We start from the raw sequence: 19,561 nt of genomic DNA, 5'->3' as shown, positions 1-19,561 counted from the left end.
GCTTCCCATCTGCGTGGCGTCAAAGTCGGACCGCGGCGCTCACTCATCCGCACTCCCGCGAAGTCGACCACTGGCGGATGGACCTGAAGCGGTGCGAGAAATCCGACGTTTAATTGATGCACAGGGCTGACAGATTGCTTTCCCGCTGGAGCTACGCACCACGGCACCTGACGACGTCGCGCTGTCTACCGCCAACGGCCGCGAGTCGATGTACATCGCGTTCCACGTCCCGCGTTTCAAAAACCTATACGAGTACATGCCAAAGGTGGAACCCATTCTGAAGGCTGCCGGCGGCCGCCCGCACTGGGGCAAGATGAACGCCTTGACGCGGGCAGACTTCTCCGCGCTGTATCCGCGCTTCGACGAGTTCTGTGCCCTGCGTGAGGAACTGGACCCGCAGTGGCGCTTTGGTTCTGATTGCACGCGGAGGATCTTCGGTTAGGGCGTAGTTGTTTCAGTAAATGAAAACCATTATCATTTGCGAAATGACTACACCCGTAACTGTTCTTTCTGGATTCTTAGGCAGCGGCAAGACCACGCTGCTCAACCACCTTTTGGCCAACCGTGAAGGCCGCAAGCTAGCCGTCATCGTCAACGACTTCTCCGAGGTCAATATCGACGCGGCGCTCGTTGCAGGGGAGGGCCACCTCGAACGCGGCGAAGATCGTTTCGTGGAGCTGTCCAACGGCTGCATCTGTTGCACCCTGCGTGAGGACCTCATCGACTCGGTTGCGCGCCTTGCAAGGTCAGGCAAATATGACCAGATCATCATTGAGTCGACCGGCATCTCCGAGCCGATGCCGGTTGCCGCCACTTTTGAGTGGGAATTCGAAGACGGCTTCAAGCTGCAGGACTACGCGAACATCGACACGATGGTCTCCCTCGTCGACGCTTCGACCTTCTTAGACCAGCTACGTCGCGGCCGCAGCCTTGTCTCACAGGGAATCGAAGCGACTCCGGAAGATGACCGGACCATCGCGGACCTTTTAGTGGACCAGGTTGAGTTCGCCGACCTTATCTTGATTACCAAGACCGATCTCGTCGACGCGGAGGAGACCGAGCGGGTCATCGCTACCGTCAAGGCCATGAATCGCCGCGCCAAGGTGGTGCCAGTGACCAACGGCGTCATCGCCACCGAGCTCATTCTCGATGCCGCCCTTTATAACCCCGCTACCGCCGCGACCTATCACGGCTATGCCGAGGAACTGGCCAATCCACACACACCGGAGACTGAGGAATACGGAATCTCTTCCGTAGTATTTCGCTCCGATAGGCCGTTCAATCGTGAGCGACTGCTCAAGGCGCTGCGCGCGAGTACCGGGCTGGTTCGCTCCAAGGGGTATTGCTGGATCGACACGGATCTGCGCGTTGCCCACGCCTGGCAGCAGGCAGGGCCAAACCTGCAGATTCAGCCGGCCTCACTGTGGGCCTCCAACGGAGTGACGCCGGGCTCTGAGGTCGTGCTCATCGGTGTGGAGTTCAACGCGGAGGAGACGCTGCGCAACTTCGAGGACGCAGTGCTTTCCGACGTCGAGGTAGCCGCTCTGCTGCCCAGCTAGTGCCATGCGCCGATTAAGGGTCTGATACCGTTTTAGGGTTGATTTTAACTCCATATGCGTCAAGAAGGTGTTTCCTACGTCCGCTGAGCAGAAACTCATCACCCCAACATTCGTCTTTGCATGGCTGGTTAATTTTGCCCAATTCATGGTCTTTTACCTGTTGGTGACGATCATGGCTTTGTATGCGGTGCAACAGTTTGGTGCATCAGACACAGCAGGCGGCTTTGCCTCCAGCTCCTTCGTGGTCGGTGCGACCATTGCGCGACTGTTCTCGGGATATCTGGTTGATGCGGCAGGACGTAAAAAGTCCCTCTTGGTCTCGTTGGTTCTCGTGACCGTGGCATGTGCCGCGTATTTTGTTGCGCACTCGTTGGCACTGCTTATCGTCGTGCGCATCATTCATGGCCTGGGTTATGCGGTGGCGTCGACTGCCGTCATGGCCGTGGCACAGTCCGTCATTCCTGAACATCGCCGTGCTGAGGGCACGGGCTACTTTGCCTTGGGAACTACCCTTGCCACCGCTTTTGGCCCGGCGGCAGGACTGGCTATCGTCGGTGCGAGTGGCTACAACACCATCTTCGTTGTGGTGCTCAGCCTCACGGTATGTGCCGTGGCTTTGGCACTGGCACTCAAGATTCCTACGCAGGAGCGCCCCAGCGTGACCTTTAGCCTGGCCAACATCGTCCACCCGGCGGTCGCACCCTTTGGCTTCTTCATGCTTCTCATCGGCGTTGCTTATGCAGGCATCATCACGTACCTCAACGCTTATGCTGACGCCTCCGACCTGGCGACGGGCGCCAGCTTCTTCTTCATTGCCTATGCGATTGTCAGCCTCGCGATGCGCTTTGTCTTGGGCCGTGTCCAAGACCGCCACGGCGATAACGTCATCTTCTACGGTGCGCTCGCTTCGTTCATGATTGGTCTCGTGGTGCTTGCTATCGCAGTAGCTGACTGGGAGGTCGTCATCGCGGGTGCTTTGGTTGGCTTGGGCTATGGCTCCATCATGCCGGCGGCGCAAGCGGTGGCCGTGCGCCTCGTGGCTCCGCACGAGATGGGCGCGGGTATTTCGACGCTCTTCTTACTCCTCGACATCGGAATAGGCTTTGGCCCCGTGGTCTTGGGCATGCTGATTTCTGCGCTGGGCTACTCCGCTATGTATTGGGTGCTTGCCGCAACCGTGGCCTTGGCGACGGTGCTGTACTACTTCGTGCATGGTCGGCGCGCATACGGCGAAACAGTGCACGTTACGGCTGCCACTGCTTAGCTCTTCGGTCTGCGGCTGGTGCAACACAGCCATTTCTTAGCGCTTTGTGCAGCGTGAAACTTCAGTGCGGAAACTCCTCAGGCGGACGTCACAGTAGTTATTTACACTAGGCGGCACATGGTCAACGACTTTGTAGTTATACGCGACAGGAGACTGCCATGGAAAAGCCCGATACTTTCAATTTCGCCCCGCTGGTCGGAGTGGCGCTAGCAAAGCCGCGTCCGCTCCGGCTCAAGATTCGCAGCCGCAAAAAGCTACCGCATCTGGAGGCGCATACCCTCGACATCGCGCCTTTCGAGGGAGCACAGTTGCAGATGACGATGAGAGAGCTCATCGACTTCGCTCCTGCCGAACATGGCATCATCATCGATGGCAAGAGCCTTTCCGCGCAAGAGGTGGATGAGCTGCGTCCCCAGGCCCGCACTCAACTCGAATCCGCGCGTCAGTGGGCCGAAGAAAAATACGGCGTTGCTCCTGCCGTGCCTGTTAACGGCCAAGAGGGGCCTTACTACGGCACCATCGACGCCGACCTGCCAGAGTTCGTACTTCGTGCATGCGGCGAAATCTACGAGGTCAGCGGGGAACTGCCAGCAGGCAAGCGTGCCGAATTCTTGGATGCCCGCTACTGCAAAGACGATCCCCGTGGAGCGTGGCTCTCGCTGCACGGTAAGCCAGGACCTAACGGTTTTGTCCTCAGACCTAACTTTGCTTACCGCCCGGCGTGGTCGGTACAACCTAGCCCGCAGCAGTGGGCGGCCGACATAGAGACTTTCCCGCGCACCGCGGAATGGATTCCCGATTGGCTCGTGATTCAACTCCAGGAGGCACAGTAATGACTTTCGTTGACACTATCGACTGGGCGAGCCATGACCCGGAAGCCGTATTCTTTGATGCATCGCGTGTCCGTGACACTGCCGAAAGAGTTGAGGCTCTCACGGCGATGCTTGAGTTCGGTTGGGCACCGCCAACCAAGCTGTTGCCGGAGCTGGCGGACAACCCGGAGCTCTGCGCGCAGGACGCCCCAGTCATCGAAAAGCTCATCGCTGCAGGCGCCGATCCCAACGCTGTCAATCGCTTTGGCGAAACCGTATGGGTTCATTTGGTTCACTCCGTAGCGTCGGATGAGGAGCAGTGGCCGGTGTACCAAGCGTTGCTGACTGCTGAGCCGGACCTTCAGATCAGCGCACGAAGCCTGTTCAATCCACTGCTCAACAAGCGCCACTTTGGCCTCCTAGCCTTGTTGCGCCCTTATCTCCCTGCACAATCGATCAGCGTCCCAGTCGATCCCGCGACTTTGTGAGCCTCCGCGTTGCTGCTGTCTTCGCGGCAGTTGCAGCCCTTCTTGTTCTTGTCTGGATGCTTGCCCGCACAATCGGGGCACGTTTGTGGATGCCGGAGTTGGTGCTGCGTAAGCTTGCACCTATAGAACGCAACGCGTAAATGAATAAAACACGACCAACAAGGAAGTAAGCAGTGACTCGCCGGATCGTCCAAGCGCCCCAACTATCTTCATTGCACCTGGAAGTGCGGGAAGGCCTGGGGCTGGACGCGAGGGGAGTGTTTGAAAACGAGTGGTTCTCCGGCGAGTTTGAGCGCAACCTTCAAGGGATGTCACTGACTGGGTGTATGGTTGCTGATTCCTCACTCGATGGAATCGACCTTTCCTCATCCACTTTCACCGAGTGCGAGCTGACCGGCCTCGATGCGCCAGGATGGAGGATGGCGCGCACCGTGCTTCGCGACGTCGAGGTGGCTGATTCCCGCTTTGGCGCTGCAGACTTCGGTGAAGCGGACCTCTTTTCGGTGAAGTTCAGCGGGTGCAAGTTCGCCTGGACTAACCATTCTGGTGGAACATTGCGGGATGTCCTCTTTGAAGACTGCGTATTCGACGAAGTCGATTTGTCCCAGGTGCAGGCCCAACGCGTGGCCTTCCGGGGCTGCCGTGCTCGGACCCTGCGGGTGGATGCGGCGCAGATGAAAGACGTGGACTTCCGCGGCCTCGACTTCGACGCTATCTCTGGTGTGGGTTCCCTCAAAGGCGCGGTACTCACTAACGAACAGGCCGTCCACCTGGCACCTGCCATGGCGGCCTTTCTTGGGGCGATCGTCGACTAGCACACAACCCACCGCCGACCGGCACCGACCGAGTCCGACCGGCATCGAGAGTAACCGAAGCAAAACGAAGAAGGCACCCCACTCAGTGAGATGCCTTCCTGCGTTAATGCCTAAGTTTCTTAGGCGTTGACGGACTCGCGCTCTTCGGACTCCATCAAGCCGGATACGCCGTGCTCGGCTGCGTCCCACACCTCTTGGTTCTGGATACCGGCGCGCTTGGCGACGATCGTGGCGCACAGTGCCTGGCCGGTAACGTTCACGGCGGTACGACCCATATCGATGATCGGCTCGATGGCCAGCAGCAGGCCAACACCGGCCAAAGGCAGGCCCAGGGTGGACAGGGTCAGGGTCAACATGACGGTTGCGCCCGTGGTGCCCGCGGTTGCGGCAGAACCGATGACGGAGACGAAGATGATGAGAAGGTACTGCGTCAACGTCAAGTCAATGTTGTAGAACTGAGCGATGAAGATGGCGGCGATAGCAGGGTAGACCGAAGCGCAGCCGTCCATCTTGGTGGTAGCACCCAGTGGGATGGCGAAGGAAGCGTACTCGCTCGGCACACCCATTGCCTGCTCGGTGTAACGCTCCGTAACCGGCATAACGCCCATGGAGGAGCGAGTGACAAAACCCAAGGAGAACACTGGCCAGACGCGCTTGTAGAAGCCCACGACCGGAATCTTGTTGAAGGCAAGAACTGCCGGGTAAACCACGCCGATGACGATTGCCAAGCCTACGTACATCGCGAGCACGAACTTGCCCAGGGAACCCAGTGCGTCCCAGCCGTAGGTGGCCACTGCCTTACCGATGAGGGCTGCGGTGCCAATCGGCGCCAGGCGGATGATCCACCACAGGACAACCTGGATGACCTTCAGGAAGGACTCGGTAAAGCGCAGGAATGGGTCGGCTGCCTTGCCGGCCTTCACGGCGGCAATGCCCAGCGCCAGGGAGATAACCAGCAGCTGCAGGGCGCCGAAGCCTAGGGAAACCTCGCCCTCGTCGAAGGAAGCCTTCATACCGATGAAGTTCGAGGGGATGAGCTGCTGCAGGAAAGCCGTCCACGAACCGACGTGGGATGGCTCCGCTGCGCTCGCTGCATCGACAGTGGTGCCAACGCCAGGGCGCAGCACGAGGGCAACGACGATGCCGCTGATGACGGAGAAGAAGGCGGTAATTGCGAACCACACCAAGGTGGAAATCGCGAGCGATGCGGCGTTGGCAACCTTGCGGAGGTTTGCCACGGAGGTAACAACGGCCGCGAAGATGAGCGGCGGGACCATCACCTTGAGTAGCTGGACATAAGCGCTGCCCACGCCGGTGAGGGTCTGGGTGAGCCAGGAGCCCTTTTCATCGTCGGCAGGCAGGCCAGCGTCCATTTTGGAAGCGATAAATCCCAGGATCAGGCCGATGATGAGGCCCGCAATGACCTGGGCGCCGAAGCCGGTTACCCAGCTGGGCAGTTTCCGTGATTGCGTTTGTGGTTGAGACACGAAAACTCCTTTTACTTCGAACTTGTGAGAGTTTGGCGTTGTAGACAACTTTGTATGTATTTGAACTGTATAGTCCATCGATTATGGACTGATCGGTTCACTAATCACATCAACACTGTACGACGTTTATAAATTCCCGTGCAACTATTGTGGGCTCGGACTCATGGTTGGGGCGCTCGGGGTACGCAAGGGCATTCCGTCGACCTTCGGGTCGTGTGGTGGTGTGGTTTATTTGAAAGGGAAATATCCTTTCGAAAGCTTGCCGGGATGAAGAGAGTGTCGAGGGAAATGGATAAATCGGAAAAATGCTTCCTGTTTTGTGATTCCGAGGCTATTTTAGAGTTTGAAAAGCGCAAAAGGGAAGGATATTTCCGATATGAATCGCATCGATGGCTGGTTGACTGAGCTCGGGACCGCACTGCGGGAAAACCGAAAGTTGTATCAATTGACTCAGGAAGAATTGGGCGAGTTGGTGGGAGTGAGCGACAGAACGGTCCGAGATGTGGAGCTGGGGACCGGAAAAGCGAGCTTTTCCACCGTTTTAGAACTGCTCAGCGCGGTGGGTCTGCGTGTTGAGGTTGTGAACGCATGACGGCTAATGCCGCTGAGTGGGAACTGCGATTTCGCCGGGCTGCTCTTGAACTCTGAGAAGAGCCGCGAAAGAATTACGGAATTCGCTTCGTCCACTCCTCGGTGGAGTACTTCTCGGAAACGAGGCGCTCGGCCTCGGCAAGGGTGGCGTCGGAAAGCACGGCGTCCTTGGCGCCGTAGCGAGTGGCGAACTCACGGGCCATCGTTTCGATGATCTCTTCGCGCTTTACGCCAGTCTGGCGGCGCAGCGGGTCCACGCGCTTTTTGGCGGAGGAAAGTCCCTTCGAGGAGACCTTCACCTTGCCGATGCGCAGGACTTCCATCATTTTGTCTGCATCGATGTCGTAGCTCATCGTGGTGTGGTGAAGGACGGCACCCGCGCGGCGTTTCTGTGCGGCACCGCCGATCTTTCCGCCGTCGGAGGTGATGTCGTTGATGGGAACGTACCAGGCATTGACGCCGTGCTTAGCCAGCGCGGCCAACACCCACTGGTCCAAATAGGCATAGGAAGCCTCGTAGGAGTACCCGGCAACCAGGGACTCAGGCGCATAAATGGAATAGGTAATGCAGTTGCCGCCCTCCATGAACATCGCGCCACCACCGGACATGCGGCGGACCGGGGTGATGCCGTGCTTGTCGACGCCTGCTTGGTCCAGCTCGTTGGCATAGCTTTGGTAGCTGCCAAAGACAACGGCGCGGTCATCCCACTCCCAGAAGCGCAGGGTGGGGCCGCGCTTTCCTTCGGCGACCTCGTTCAAAATGACCTCGTCCAGTGCAACGTTTACTGGGGTGGGTAATACGCCGGGCTGCAGGATCTCCCACTCGTGGTCGGTGAAGTCGGTGCCACCCGACGTTGCGCGCTTGACGGCCACGGCCAGATCGTGGGTGGAAAAGCCATGTAGGTCAACGGGCTGCTCAGCCCCTATTTTGCTCAGCGCGCTGTCAAGGCGGGCGGTGATTTCATCGGTGGAATCCGAGACGGTGCAGCCCACCAGCGTTGGAGCAAGTACCTCATAGGCCTCTTCCGGTTCGAGGAAGAAATCGCCGGAGACCTGTGCTGCAGAGATAACTCCATCGGTCACGGTGATATCGACGACCAGGAGCTTGCCGCCTGGGACTTTGAGTTCGAAATGCGTTGGGTTAGCCATACCTTGGTCAACGCTGTAGGGCGGCCGATTGTTCCAGAATTGGAGGCCCTAAGTTAGGCACGCCTTTCTAGATTTAGGCAATGGGTCACACTACTTTTGACTGTATGTCGAAATTTAGTCCTCTCAACTGGCCCGTTGTGCGCCAGGTGCGTTCTAAAGACGCCTTCGGCAGGGATCTCAGCACCCAGTCGAAGAAGAGCAAAGAGCTCCACGGACGGACCGTTGAAGCGGACCGCGTCGTGCAGTCTGTCTGTCCTTATTGTGCGGTGGGCTGTGCGCAGCGCGTTTATGTCAAGGACAACAGAGTCATTCAGGTTGAAGGCGATCCAGATTCTCCGATCTCGCGCGGTCGCCTTTGCCCGAAGGGCTCTGCCTCTGAGCAGCTTATTAACTCTGCTTCGCGTCTGACCAAGATCAAGTACCGTGCGCCTTACTCCACCGAGTGGGAGTACCTGGATACCGAAACCGCCATGGACATGATTGCGGATCGCTATATCGCATCCCGCAAGGCCCATTGGCAAGACGTTGACGATGAAGGCCGCACTCTCAACCGCACCATGGGTATCGCCGGTCTGGGCGGTGCAACCTTGGACAACGAAGAGAACTACCTGATTAAGAAGCTGTTTACCGCCACCGGCGCGATTCAGGTCGAAAATCAGGCTCGTATTTGACACTCTGCCACCGTTCCCAGTTTGGGAACTTCGTTTGGCCGCGGCGGCGCAACCCAACCGCTGCAGGATATGGCAAATGCGGACTGCATTGTCATTGAGGGTTCTAACATGGCTGAATGCCACCCAGTGGGCTTCCAGTGGGTAGTTGAGGCCAAGAAGCGCGGCGCGCGCATCATCCACGTGGATCCGCGCTATACCCGTACTTCGGCTTTCGCGAACCGCCACATCGGCATTCGCGGTGGTACTGACGTGGTGCTGCTTGGCGCCATCATCAAGTACATGCTCGACAACGAGCTTTATTTTCACGACTACGTGGTCTCGTACACCAACGCTTCCTCGATCATTTCGCCTGATTACCAGGACACCGAGGACTTGGATGGTCTTTTCTCTGGCTATGACCCAGAAACGGGCAAGTACGTTACCGACTCGTGGCAGTACGTGCGCAAGCCGGAAGGCTCCTCGTGGAACGTGGAGAAGGACGAGACTCTGCAGCACCCGAATTCGGTGTTCCAGATTTTAAAGCGTCACTACTCCCGTTACACCCCGGAGATGGTGGAGGAGACCTGCGGTATCTCGCAGGAGGACTTCTTCTATCTGGCTAATTCCATCGCGGATAACTCCAAGCCGGATCGCACCACCTGCTTTGCCTATGCCTTGGGCTTTACCCAGCACACGCTGGGCGCTCAGTTCATCCGTACCGCTGCTATCTTGCAGCTGCTGATGGGCAACGTCGGCCGCCCAGGCTCCGGCATCATGGCGCTGCGTGGCCACGCTTCCATCCAGGGCTCCACGGATATCCCGACGCTGTTTAACTCGCTACCGGGCTACCTGCCGATGCCGCACGTTAACCTGCAGAGCTGGAAGGATTACGTCAATACCTTCCGCAAGGAAGATCAGAAGGGCTTCTGGCAGATCGGCGAGAACTATGCCGTATCGCTCATGAAGTCTTATTGGGGCGATGCCGCTACGGCGGAAAACGAGTGGGGTTATAACCTCATGCCGCGCATTTCTGGTGCGCACTCGACGTATGAGACCTTGATGGCCATGCTCGAGCATGAGGTTGAGGGCTACATCGTCTTCGGTCAAAACCCAGCGGTGGCACAGTCCAACGGCGGTATGCAGCGCCGTGGTCTGGCTGCGCTGAAGTGGCTGGTCGTTCGTGACTTCCAAGAAATCGAGACCGCCAGCTTCTGGAAGGACTCGCCGGAGATTAAAAACGGTGAATTGAAGACCGAGGAAATCGGTACCGAGGTCTTCCTCATGCCGGCAGCTACCCACGTGGAAAAGGCCGGCACCTTCACCCAGACCCAGCGCATGCTGCAGTGGCGTTTCCAGGCGGTCACCCCGCCGGGTGAGGCCACCAGTGACCTGTGGTTCTTCTACCAGCTGGGTAAGAAGATCAAGGAGCGCTTGGCCGACTCCACCGATCCGCGCGATCTTCCGGTTCAGAAGATCACCTGGGATTACACCGAAAACGAGGAAGGTGAGCCAGACTCCGAGGAGATCCTCAAGGAGATCAACGGCTACTACCTCGATGGTCCAAAGAAGGGCGAGCTACTGCCGACCTTCGTGGAGATGAAGAACGACGGCTCCACCTCCGGCGGCTGCTGGATTTACACAGGCGTGTTCAAGGACGGCATCAACCATGCCGCCAAGAAGGTACCGGGATCTGAACAAAACGAGGTCGCCCTCGAGTGGGGCTGGGTCTGGCCTGCAAACCGCCGCATCCTCTATAACCGTGCTTCCGCACGCCCAGACGGAAAACCATGGTCTGAGCGCAAGAAGTACATCTGGTGGGATGCTGCCAAGGAGGCATGGGTTGGCGACGACGTCCCAGACTTCCCAGTCAACAAGGCGCCGGATTACCGTGCGCCTATCGACGCCGTCGGCCCTGCCGCGCTCGACGGTGACGATCCATTCATCATGCAGGCGGATGGTGTCGGCTGGCTCTTCGCCCCGAAGGGACTATCGGATGGCCCGCTGCCAACGCACTATGAGCCGCATGAGTCCCCAGCGCACAACCTGCTCTACAAGCAGCAGCAATCGCCGACGCGTCTTACCATTAAGCGTCCAGATAACCTGTCGCGCCCAGAACCGGGCGAGCCAGGCGCCGAGGTCTTCCCGTTCGTGTTCTCCACCTACCGCCTGACCGAGATGTATACCTCGGGTGCGATGTCGCGTCGCCTGCCTTACCTGGCGGAGCTGCAGCCGGGCCTGTTCTGTGAGGTCTCGAAGGAGCTTGCAGAACTGCGCGGGCTGGAAAACGGCGAATGGGCAACCATCGTTTCACCGCGTGGCGTGATCGAAGCGCAGGTCTTGGTCACCGGCCGCGTGCAGAAGCTGACGATTAACGGCGAGGATTTCCACCAGATCGGTTTGCCGTATCACTACGGCGAGTCCGAAACCACGGACGTGGCTGGCGACGGCGCGAATGACCTGCTCGGTCTCACGCTTGAGCCGAACGTGTGGATTCAGAACTCCAAGATTGGTGCCTGCGATATCCGCCCGGGCCGTCGCCCACGCGGACATGCCCGCATCGAGTTGCTCAAGGAGTACCAGGACAAGGCTCACCTTGACCTGGAGTCCGGTAACCAGCTTGTCGACGTCGACGATGCTTTCACGCTGAATCCCGAAGACAAGGGTGCTAATTCCAAGGACGAAAACACCGGCGCTGATGACACCGCCGGCAACGTAGCCGACTACGAAGGCAAAGAAGGGTAGGTGAGTAGAGCTCATGGCTAATTTGCTTACTGAAAAAGCCGATCAGCACGGCTACGAGTCCTATAACCGCATGGCCTTCTTTACGGACACCTCGATCTGTATTGGCTGCAAAGCCTGCGAGGTGGCCTGTAAGGAATGGAACCGCAACCCGGTTGAGGGATATGCGGTAACCGGTGACTCTTACGACAACACCGGCTCATTGGGCGCTAATACCTGGCGCCACGTGGCCTTCATCGAACAAGGTCAAGAGCGCATCGAGCAGGCACGTGAGGAAGGCCGTCAGTTGGTCTCCCTCGGCATGCCCGGTTTCGGGTCGCAGCTAGAAAAGGTCGATACCACGCCGCCGGACACCGGTGACTTCCGTTGGCTCATGTCCTCTGACGTGTGCAAGCACTGCACCAACGCGGGCTGCTTGGACGTGTGCCCAACGGGCGCGCTCTTCCGCTCCGAGTTCGGCACGGTGGTTGTGCAGGATGACGTGTGTAACGGTTGCGGTACTTGCGTTGCCGGCTGTCCGTTCGGCGTCATTGAGCGCCGCGATGACGGCGGTGTGACGCTGAAGACTGATAAGACGGCTACCGTCGATTTTCAGCCCGATGACCACGCTGGCATTAATGTGTTCAAGAAGCTGGCGCAGCTGAAACCACAGGGCGAGGACCACGTACCGGGGAAGAAGATGCCGATCAAGAATCTCGGCGTCGCTCAGAAGTGCACCATGTGCTACGACCGCCTCAAGATTGGCGAGCAGCCAGCGTGCGCAAAGACGTGCCCAACCGACTCCATCCAGTTCGGCCCCTATGAAGAGATGCTCGCCGCGGCGAAGGAGCGCGTGCGGGTCCTCCACGAGCAGGGGCTTACCGAGGCGCGCCTGTATGGCGCTAATCCTGACGACGGCGTCGGCGGAACCGGGTCCATCTTCCTGTTGCTGGATTCCCCGGAGGTCTATGGCCTTCCGCCTGACCCGCGGGTTCCTACTGCGGATTTGCCGCAGATGTATAAGACCGCAGCTAAAGCTATCGGTGGCATGGCCTTGGCCGTCGCTGGCGCATTCGTGATGGGAGGCCGCAAGTGAGTGAATTCGACGAGTACCGCCCGCCGCAACCAGCGCGCGCTCCGCTACCGCAAGTTCGACGGCACCAAGCCAAAGAAGAAGCGCAAGCGGGTTGGCGCCGGTGCGCAGGACGGTTCCAAGGAAGAGCGCATGGCGGAGGACTTCGAGTTCTCCTCCTACTACGGCAAGCCCGTGGTCAAGGCTCCGCCATGGGAGTGGCCGATTGGCGCTTACCTGTTCCTAGGCGGCCTGTCCGGCGGCTCCGCTTTGCTGGCCGCCGGCGCATCTGCCACGAAGAATGAGCCCTTGGCGCGCAGCACCCGCATTGCTGCATTTACTGCCGCCGCTGGTGGCTCAGTCTTCTTGGTCCTTGACCTTGGCCGCCCTGAGCGCCTGCTGAACATGTTTCGTGTATTCAAGGTGACCTCCCCGATGAGCGTGGGCTCGTGGATTCTGGGCACCTTTGCCACGGCCTCTTCCTTGCCGGCTTTGTATGAGGCGGACAAGCTGACCAAGCAGAAGCTGCCTGTGCCAAAGTTCGTGCGCAAGGCTCTTGGTGCCGCTGCCGGTCCGGCCGGCGTGGCGGCGGGCATCTTGGGTGGGCCACTGGCGGGATATACCGCGGTGCTTTTGGGCAATACCTCGAACCCGACGTGGAATGACGCCAAGCAGCATCTGCCTTATGTGTTCGTTTCCTCGGCCTCTGCCGCTGCCTCCGGCTGCGCCATGGTCTTTACTCCGGTCGAAAGCGCCGGCCCGGCCCGCGCTCTGGGTATGGCTGCCGCTGCCAGCGACCTCGTCATGACCAAGGTCATGGAGGAAAACATGGAGCCTGAGACCGTCGCGCCTTTGCACAACGGCACCCCAGGCAAGTTGATGAAGGCCAGCGAGTACCTCATCGCCGCCGGTGGCATAGGCACCGCACTGGCCGCGGCCACTAAGTCCCGTACCCTCTCCGTGCTCTCGGGTCTCTCGCTCATGGCGGGTTCCGCCTGCACCCGCTTCGGTGTGCTCAACGGCGGCATCGAAGCGGTCAAGGACCCAGCCACGACCATCGCACCTCAAAAACGCCGGGCTGAACGTGCCCGCGCGCAGGAAGGGCTGCGTCATTCGGTGATTACTTCAGTAGCTTAAGTAAGCCGAATAAAAGGCCCGCCGTCGTGCGCGACGGTGCGGCCGATAACTGGGTAGCCCGGTACCTCGCCGATGAGCAGTAGGCCGCCGGAGGTCTGGGCGTCGGCGAGGAAGACGAGCTCTTCTTCGCTAAGCTCCGCGGCATTGTCGATGTGCGGGAGTACCCAATCCAGGTTGCGGCGGGAGCCGCCTGGAATAAAGCCCTCAGCAAGAGCTTCTTTGGCGCCTTCTACGGCCGGAACCGAGCTGGCGTCGAGCTCAGCGGCGATGCCGGAGGCGCGCATCATCTTGTAGAGGTGGCCCAACAAGCCGAAGCCGGTGACGTCGGTAGCTGCAGAAATGCCAGCCTCAACTGCTGCACGGGAGGCCTCGCGGTTGAGCGTGGTCATTGAGTCCACGGCTGCTTTGGAAACCTCACCAGTGGCCTTGTGCTTGTTGTTCAAGATGCCTACGCCGATGGGTTTGGTCAGCGTGATGGGAAGGCCCGCTTCCGCAGTGTCGTTGCGCATCAGCTTCTCCGGCGCCACGATGCCCGTGGCCGCCATGCCGTAGATTGGCTCTGGCGAGGTAATTGAGTGGCCACCGGTCACGGAGATGCCAGCTTGCGTCGCGACATCCATTCCGCCGCGCAAGACCTCGCGCAGAACGTCGAGGGGGAGTACCTCACGCGGCCAACCCACCAGGTTGATGGCGGTGACTGGGGTGCCACCCATGGCGTAGACGTCAGAAAGCGCGTTCGCTGCCGCCACTCGGCCCCAGTCATAAGGGTCGTTGAGCATCGGGGTGAAAAAGTCCGCGGTGGAAATTACCGCCAGGCCATCTTGAATCTTGACAGCCGCGGCATCGTCGCCGTCATCGAGGCCCACCAAGACGTTCGGATCGGCCTTGCCTACGAGGCCTTCGACGGCCGATTCCAACTCGCCCGGCGGGATTTTACAGGCGCATCCGCCGCCTGCTGCAAAAGATGTCAACAAAATGTCGTTCATTATCCCGAGTGTACAACCGCTGGCAACACGCTGGGACAATAGTGCTTTTGCGGATGAGCGCGGGCGCGGTGCTGGGCAGGGTGTTGGCTGAATTGGCCTAAGTGTAAACTCTTGCGATGGAGGCGTACGTGTCCTGGTGGGCGCCCCGGTCTTCAAAACCGGTGAGGCCGAGTAGCTCGGTCTGGCAGGTTCGATTCCTGTCCGTCTCCGCCAGCGTATCTGGCACCCGTGGCATCTCCCCGCAACCCAAGGAACGTTTGTGACAAGCAAGAGCGATTCGCAGCGGCAGGACGAGCGCCGCAACATCCCCCGTACCGATCAACTTTTGGCGCTGCCAGAGGCCCAAGCCGCGCGCGAGAAGCTCGCGGAACATGCAGTGCGGGCTGTTATCCGGGGCGTCGTCAAGCAGGCGCAAAGGGGAGCCATCGCGCCAGCGGATGTCACCGCCAAGGTCCGGGATGCTCTAAACAACGCAAGCCCGTATAGCCTGCGCCCGGTGCTCAACGCCACCGGGGTTATCGTGCACACGAACTTGGGCCGCGCGCCGCTTCCGGAGGTTGCCATCGCTGCGCTTGCCGATGCCGCCGCCTACACCGACGTCGAACTCGATCTTCCGGCCGGCGTGCGTTCTAAGGACCGCGGCCGCGGCGCCATCAATGCGCTGCTTGCAGCCTGCCCGGGCGCGGAAGATGCGCTCGTGGTCAACAACGGAGCTGCAGCGTTGTTGCTGGCCACCGCCGCTCTTGCCCCCGGCCAGGAAGTCATTATCTCCCGCGGCGAACTCATCGAGATCGGCGCCGGATTCCGGCTGCCGGAACTCATCGAATCCTCCGGCACGGTACTCAAAGAGATTGGCGCCACCAACCGCACCCACCTCGCCGACTACGAGGCTGCGCTGGGTAACAACACCGGCGCGGTGCTGAAGGTACATCCTTCCAACTTTCGCATCGAGGGCTTTACCACCGCCGTGGATGTGCCGCAGCTGCGTGGGGCACTGAAGAAGCACAATAAGTCTCGCGGAGAGGGCGAGGGGCAGGTCAGCCTCATCGTCGATCTGGGCTCCGGGCTGCTGGTGCCGGACCCGACCTTGCCCGAGGAGCCGAGCCTCAAGGAGCAGCTGGATGCCGGCGCGGACGTGGTCATCGCCTCTGGTGACAAGCTGCTCGGCGGGCCGCAGGCCGGCATCATCTTGGGCACCAAGAAGGCCATTGCTTTGTTGAAGAAGCACCCGCTCGCGCGTGCGGTGCGCATCGATAAGCTGCGGCTAAACGCCCTGGAAGCAGCGCTAAATGCGCCGGCGAATGCAGTTGAGGAGGCCCTGCATATTGATTCCGCCGAGTACCGTCGCCGCACCGAAGAGGTGGCGCAGGCGGTAGGAGGCGAGGTGGTCGCACACGCCGGACGTGTTGGCGGTGGTGGGGCACCTGAGTACCCGCTCGAAGGATTTGCCGTGGCCTTGCCGGAAAAGCTCGCCGCTCTTCTGCGCGTTGGGCAGTCGGCCGTGCTGCCGCGCGTACACCAGGGGCAGTGTCTTATCGATGTCCGCTGCATCCCTGCCTCCCAAGACGCCGCGCTCATCGCGGCCATCCGCAAAGCCCAAAAGCTACAGTCTGAGGAGTAAAAGATGTACGTCGTCGCCACCGCCGGCCACGTGGACCATGGAAAGTCCACGCTCGCGCGGGCACTTACGGGCATGGACCCGGATCGCTGGGAAGAGGAAAAGCGCCGCGGGCTCACCATCGACTTGGGCTTCGTGTGGACGCACCTGCCTTCGGGAGCCGATGTTGCTTTTGTTGATGTCCCAGGCCACGAGCGTTTCTTGGGCAATATGCTGGCCGGCCTGGGGCCTGCGCCGGTGGTGCTTTTCGTCGTCGCCGCCGATGAAGGCTGGCAGGCTCAGTCCACCGATCACCGCGATGCCATCGCCGCGCTGGGAATTAGTCACGGCGTCGTGGCGCTGACTCGCGCCGACCGTGCAGATGATCAGCGTCGCCAGGAAGTGCGCGCGGAGGTAGGCAGGCAGCTCGCGGGCACCGCGCTTGCCGACGCCGCCATCATCGAGGTCTCCGCTAAGACCGGGGAGGGCATCGAGAAGCTGCGCGCTGAGCTCGACACCGTGCTGGCCGCTGCGCCTGCTCCAGATGCCGAGCAGCGCGTTCGCCTGTGGGTAGATCGCTCCTTCAGCGTGAAGGGCGCGGGCACCGTGGTCACCGGAACACTTGGGGCAGGCAGCATTGCCGTGGGCGATCGACTTGAGCTGCTCAGCGGCGGGGAGCTGGTCCCAGTCGAGGTACGCGGCCTGCACAGTGAAAATACGGCGGTTGGCTCAGCCCAGCCAGTCACTCGCGTTGCGGTAAACCTGCGCGGCGTGGAGGCAGAGGCGATTAGCCGCGGCGATAGCCTGCTCAGTCCAAACACGTGGCGGGTCACGCAAGAATTCGACGTGCGCCGGGTCTCTGGCGAAAGCTTGGATGGCATTGCCCAGGAGCTCATCGCCCATACCGGCACGGCGGGCGTGGAAGCACGCGTGCGACCTCTCAGTGGCGACTTCGCGCGCATTCGACTCAGCGCCCCGTTGGCTCTAGAGCTGGGGGATCGCTTTGTGCTGCGCGGGCCCGGCGCTCGCCACGTGTTGGCCGGCGTGGAAATTGTTGACCTCGTCCCGCCCGCGCTGCGCCGGCGGGGAGCCGCAGCCCGCCGCGCGGAAGAACTCGCGCAGCTGGAAGACTACCGCAATCCGGCACAGAGCCTGCGTCACCGCGGTTACGTGTTGCTCAGCGAGTTAGAACAGGATGGCTATGAGACCTCCGCGCCGCCTGCCGGGGTGATTGCCTTTAACAAGTGGTGGATAACCGCCCGCCAGGTGGGACAGTGGAAGCAGGCGCTCAATGATGCCGTACAGGAACACATGGCGGCTAAGCCGCTGTCTGTCGGCCTGCCGCGCGGTGCCGCCCGTGATGTATTGGGTGTCGAAGAAGATAGCCTGCTCAACCTAGCTGTTGCCGCGGCGAAGCTGGAGTCCGCCGAAGGCGTTATTCGGCTGCCCGGCGCTGCGGTTAACTTGGGCGAGGCAGAAGCGGGCGTTGCCGAGCTGGAGCGTCGGCTAAAGAGAGAGCCCTTCGCCGCGCCGGAGGCCGCGGACCTACGCGAGCTTGGTCTAGGAAATAAAGAGCTTGCCGCAGCTGAGCGCGCCGGGAGACTGCTGCGCCTAAAAGACGGCGTGGTGTTGCTGCCCGCGGCAGTCGCGGAGGCAAGAACCCGCCTGCAAGAAATCGAGCAGCCCTTTAGCACCTCGCAGGCGCGTCAGGCGCTTTGCACCACGCGCCGGGTTGCCATCCCGCTGCTAGAGCAACTGGATGCGAAGGGGATTACCCGGCGCCTCGATGGCAGCCTGCGCGAGCTTGCTTAGTCGTAGTAGGCGTAAACGCCGGTGGCCGGGATGGTCTCGCCGGCCTCGCCGAAGTTGGCGAATAGGGTGGAGCCAGCAAAGAAGAGGTTCTGGGTATCGAAGAGCGGCATGGCCTTCGGGTTCTTTTCCTCGACCTCCAAGGTCTCCAGGTTGAGCTTGTAGCGCTCGGTGGATTCCTCGGTCTTGCCGGTAGACAAGTAGAGCGACTGGCCGTCGGAGATGGCAGAAATACCCTTCTCCTTGTAATCCTCGGTCTCAAAGGCTTCGGTCATGTCCTCGTTGGAGACTTCCCTCACCTGCTCGCCGCTAGCCAGATCGATGACCTTGATGCCGGCATCCTTATCCAGCAGCGTTAGGTGATTGCGCACGATGGTGCCCGTCGGGCTGGAGACGTGGGTGGGTTCCTCAGGGTCGTCGAGTGGGAAGGCATCGCCAAGCATGCGCGGGCCCTGCTGCTTGTCGAAGACAAAGGTCGGGCGCGCTGCGTTGTCGGAGATTCCCACTAGGAAGTCGTTGTTGTGCAGCAAGGTATAGCCCTTGGCCTCGGGCGGCAGCTCGACGTTGTCGAAGCCCGGGGAACCCGCATCCACCAAGACGGTTTCCTCGCCGCTTAGGGCATCGACAGCAACGAGCTGATATCCGGCCTCGCTGTTGCGTTCGGCGATATAAACATAGGAATCCTGAATGCGGAATTCCTCCAGGCGGCGCTGCGAGGTATTCGCCGGCGGCTCTGGCTGATTGACGGTCTTTGAGGTGGCATCAGCAAGCGAGAGCGTGAAGATTTGTGGGGCTTTGTCCTCCGGCACATCGTTTAGGGAAAAGACCAGCTTTTCGCCCACCTGGGTGATGGCGAAATCACTCATCTTCTTCCCGGCAAATTCCTGCGGCAGCTCGAAAGGCTGGGTGACCAGGGGAGCGCCGTTACCGCCGTTGAAGATGTAGAGCATCGGGCCTGTGACTTCGTTCTTGTCCTGTTTAAACGGCACTGTCGCCACGGTGGCAAAGGCATTGGCGCCTTCGAATTTGATGGGTGCGCACATGCCATCCCAGGACTTCATGTCGGCATCGTCGAGGCCGTAGTCCACCTCGATCTCGTGGTCCTCCAAAGTCTTGGCCGCGGCAACAGCTTGGAAGGTATCGCCTTTGAAATCCTGGCATTGCTCCATCGCTCCCGATGCGATGGATGCGCCGTGGGCGGTGGGCAGTCCGTACTTTTCGCTGCCGAGTCCTGCTGCGACCTCTGCTGGAACCATCTCCGACATCGGGCGGGCAATCGGCTCTTTCGGCTTCTTCTGGTGCAAGCCTTGGATGATGCGCGGGTTGGCGGACTCGCCCTCGCCGCAGGCAGCCAAAAAGAGGCTGCCAGCCAGCACGGTCGCGCCGATGCGCAGCAAGCGCCGGTTGTGGGAAAGCATAGGTAAGTCC

The 19,561-nt window shown here is 60.3% G+C and carries 15 protein-coding genes, 1 tRNA gene and 1 pseudogene; 13 read left to right on the top strand and 4 right to left on the bottom strand.

Translation table 11 applies throughout. From position 1 onward, the window contains the following. Nucleotides 1-133: 133 nt before the first annotated feature. From HMPREF2888_RS13135 to HMPREF2888_RS09560, 6 genes are all read left to right on the top strand, one after another. Nucleotides 134-442, top strand: coding sequence for a D-arabinono-1,4-lactone oxidase (locus HMPREF2888_RS13135; protein ID WP_371326269.1), 309 nt, complete (start codon nucleotides 134-136; stop codon nucleotides 440-442). A 43-nt stretch (nucleotides 443-485) separates the two neighbouring features. After that, nucleotides 486-1,559, top strand: coding sequence for a GTP-binding protein (locus HMPREF2888_RS09580; protein ID WP_070518705.1), 1,074 nt, complete (start codon nucleotides 486-488; stop codon nucleotides 1,557-1,559). Between the two features lie 67 nt (nucleotides 1,560-1,626). After that, entirely contained in the window at nucleotides 1,627-2,823 is a 1,197-nt protein-coding gene (locus HMPREF2888_RS09575; RefSeq protein ID WP_082787611.1) for an MFS transporter, read from the top strand. Between the two features lie 158 nt (nucleotides 2,824-2,981). Continuing rightward, entirely contained in the window at nucleotides 2,982-3,656 is a 675-nt protein-coding gene (locus tag HMPREF2888_RS09570) for a hypothetical protein (protein ID WP_062041353.1), read from the top strand. Then, entirely contained in the window at nucleotides 3,656-4,123 is a 468-nt protein-coding gene (locus tag HMPREF2888_RS09565; RefSeq protein WP_070496827.1) for a hypothetical protein, read from the top strand. The genes HMPREF2888_RS09570 and HMPREF2888_RS09565 overlap by 1 nt, the downstream gene beginning before the upstream one ends. 173 nt (nucleotides 4,124-4,296) lie before the next feature. Next, nucleotides 4,297-4,938: a pentapeptide repeat-containing protein gene (locus tag HMPREF2888_RS09560; protein WP_070518688.1), complete on the top strand. Its 642-nt coding sequence runs from the start codon at nucleotides 4,297-4,299 to the stop codon at nucleotides 4,936-4,938. Nucleotides 4,939-5,057: 119 nt separating this feature from the next. Here HMPREF2888_RS09560 and HMPREF2888_RS09555 read toward each other — a convergent pair whose 3' ends face one another. After that, nucleotides 5,058-6,425 carry a dicarboxylate/amino acid:cation symporter gene (locus HMPREF2888_RS09555; RefSeq protein WP_070518687.1) on the bottom strand — a complete coding sequence of 456 codons (1,368 nt, stop codon included), beginning with the start codon at nucleotides 6,423-6,425 and terminating at the stop codon, nucleotides 5,058-5,060. A gap of 376 nt (nucleotides 6,426-6,801) precedes the next feature. Between HMPREF2888_RS09555 and HMPREF2888_RS09550 the strand changes: the two genes are divergently transcribed. Beyond that, a complete protein-coding gene (locus HMPREF2888_RS09550) occupies nucleotides 6,802-7,017 on the top strand; it encodes a helix-turn-helix domain-containing protein (RefSeq protein ID WP_070518686.1) in 216 nt (71 codons plus the stop codon). A 73-nt stretch (nucleotides 7,018-7,090) separates the two neighbouring features. Here the strand turns inward: HMPREF2888_RS09550 and HMPREF2888_RS09545 are convergent, their stop codons facing one another. Next, the gene (locus HMPREF2888_RS09545; protein WP_070518685.1) at nucleotides 7,091-8,164 is read right to left on the bottom strand and encodes a lipoate--protein ligase family protein; all 1,074 of its coding nucleotides are present in this window, start codon (nucleotides 8,162-8,164) and stop codon (nucleotides 7,091-7,093) included. A gap of 104 nt (nucleotides 8,165-8,268) precedes the next feature. Between HMPREF2888_RS09545 and fdnG the strand changes: the two genes are divergently transcribed. The 3 genes and pseudogenes from fdnG to nrfD all read left to right on the top strand — a co-directional run bounded on the left by fdnG (nucleotide 8,269) and on the right by nrfD (nucleotide 13,741). Beyond that, entirely contained in the window at nucleotides 8,269-11,556 is a 3,288-nt protein-coding gene (gene fdnG, locus HMPREF2888_RS09535; RefSeq protein ID WP_235591027.1) for a formate dehydrogenase-N subunit alpha, read from the top strand. A gap of 13 nt (nucleotides 11,557-11,569) precedes the next feature. Beyond that, entirely contained in the window at nucleotides 11,570-12,628 is a 1,059-nt protein-coding gene (locus HMPREF2888_RS09530) for a 4Fe-4S dicluster domain-containing protein (protein ID WP_062041334.1), read from the top strand. Next, nucleotides 12,625-13,741, top strand: a pseudogene (nrfD, locus tag HMPREF2888_RS09525) (NrfD/PsrC family molybdoenzyme membrane anchor subunit). Before HMPREF2888_RS09530 ends, nrfD begins: the two are co-directional and overlap by 4 nt. Here the strand turns inward: nrfD and selD are convergent. Continuing rightward, nucleotides 13,738-14,727 (bottom strand): selenide, water dikinase SelD, encoded by a 990-nt coding sequence (gene selD, locus HMPREF2888_RS09520; RefSeq protein WP_070518684.1) that lies wholly within the window; start codon nucleotides 14,725-14,727, stop codon nucleotides 13,738-13,740. The pseudogene nrfD and the gene selD sit on opposite strands and share 4 nt — an antisense overlap. A 118-nt stretch (nucleotides 14,728-14,845) precedes the next feature. Here selD and HMPREF2888_RS09515 point away from each other — a divergent pair. The 3 genes from HMPREF2888_RS09515 (at nucleotide 14,846) to selB (ending at nucleotide 18,136) form a co-directional block, all read left to right on the top strand. After that, nucleotides 14,846-14,940, top strand: a tRNA-Sec gene (locus HMPREF2888_RS09515). Nucleotides 14,941-14,986: 46 nt separating this feature from the next. Further along, on the top strand, nucleotides 14,987-16,348 hold the full coding sequence (gene selA, locus HMPREF2888_RS09510; RefSeq protein WP_070518683.1) for an L-seryl-tRNA(Sec) selenium transferase: 1,362 nt from the start codon (nucleotides 14,987-14,989) through the stop codon (nucleotides 16,346-16,348). A gap of 3 nt (nucleotides 16,349-16,351) precedes the next feature. Next, on the top strand, nucleotides 16,352-18,136 hold the full coding sequence (gene selB / locus HMPREF2888_RS09505) for a selenocysteine-specific translation elongation factor (protein WP_070518682.1): 1,785 nt from the start codon (nucleotides 16,352-16,354) through the stop codon (nucleotides 18,134-18,136). Here selB and HMPREF2888_RS09500 read toward each other — a convergent pair. Further along, nucleotides 18,133-19,551, bottom strand: coding sequence for a hypothetical protein (locus tag HMPREF2888_RS09500; RefSeq protein WP_070518681.1), 1,419 nt, complete (start codon nucleotides 19,549-19,551; stop codon nucleotides 18,133-18,135). The genes selB and HMPREF2888_RS09500 overlap by 4 nt on opposite strands. Nucleotides 19,552-19,561: the final 10 nt, after the last annotated feature.

Source organism: Corynebacterium sp. HMSC077D03 (assembly GCF_001808545.1).
GTDB lineage: Bacteria > Actinomycetota > Actinomycetes > Mycobacteriales > Mycobacteriaceae > Corynebacterium > Corynebacterium simulans.
Note: the sequence above shows the minus strand (reverse complement) of the source record. Positions and strands in the feature narration are given on the sequence as shown.

What these genes read in the sequence shown, in the direction of transcription:
- HMPREF2888_RS09565 (WP_070496827.1), top strand. Translation starts at nt 3,656, where the DNA reads ATGACTTTCGTTGACACTATCGACTGGGCGAGCCATGACCCGGAAGCC.
- HMPREF2888_RS09530 (WP_062041334.1), top strand. Translation starts at nt 11,570, where the DNA reads ATGGCTAATTTGCTTACTGAAAAAGCCGATCAGCACGGCTACGAGTCC.
- selD (WP_070518684.1), bottom strand. Translation starts at nt 14,727, where the DNA reads ATGAACGACATTTTGTTGACATCTTTTGCAGCAGGCGGCGGATGCGCC.
- HMPREF2888_RS09500 (WP_070518681.1), bottom strand. Translation starts at nt 19,551, where the DNA reads ATGCTTTCCCACAACCGGCGCTTGCTGCGCATCGGCGCGACCGTGCTG.
- selB (WP_070518682.1), top strand. Translation starts at nt 16,352, where the DNA reads ATGTACGTCGTCGCCACCGCCGGCCACGTGGACCATGGAAAGTCCACG.
- HMPREF2888_RS09570 (WP_062041353.1), top strand. Translation starts at nt 2,982, where the DNA reads ATGGAAAAGCCCGATACTTTCAATTTCGCCCCGCTGGTCGGAGTGGCG.
- HMPREF2888_RS09580 (WP_070518705.1), top strand. Translation starts at nt 486, where the DNA reads ATGACTACACCCGTAACTGTTCTTTCTGGATTCTTAGGCAGCGGCAAG.
- HMPREF2888_RS09545 (WP_070518685.1), bottom strand. Translation starts at nt 8,164, where the DNA reads ATGGCTAACCCAACGCATTTCGAACTCAAAGTCCCAGGCGGCAAGCTC.
- HMPREF2888_RS09550 (WP_070518686.1), top strand. Translation starts at nt 6,802, where the DNA reads ATGAATCGCATCGATGGCTGGTTGACTGAGCTCGGGACCGCACTGCGG.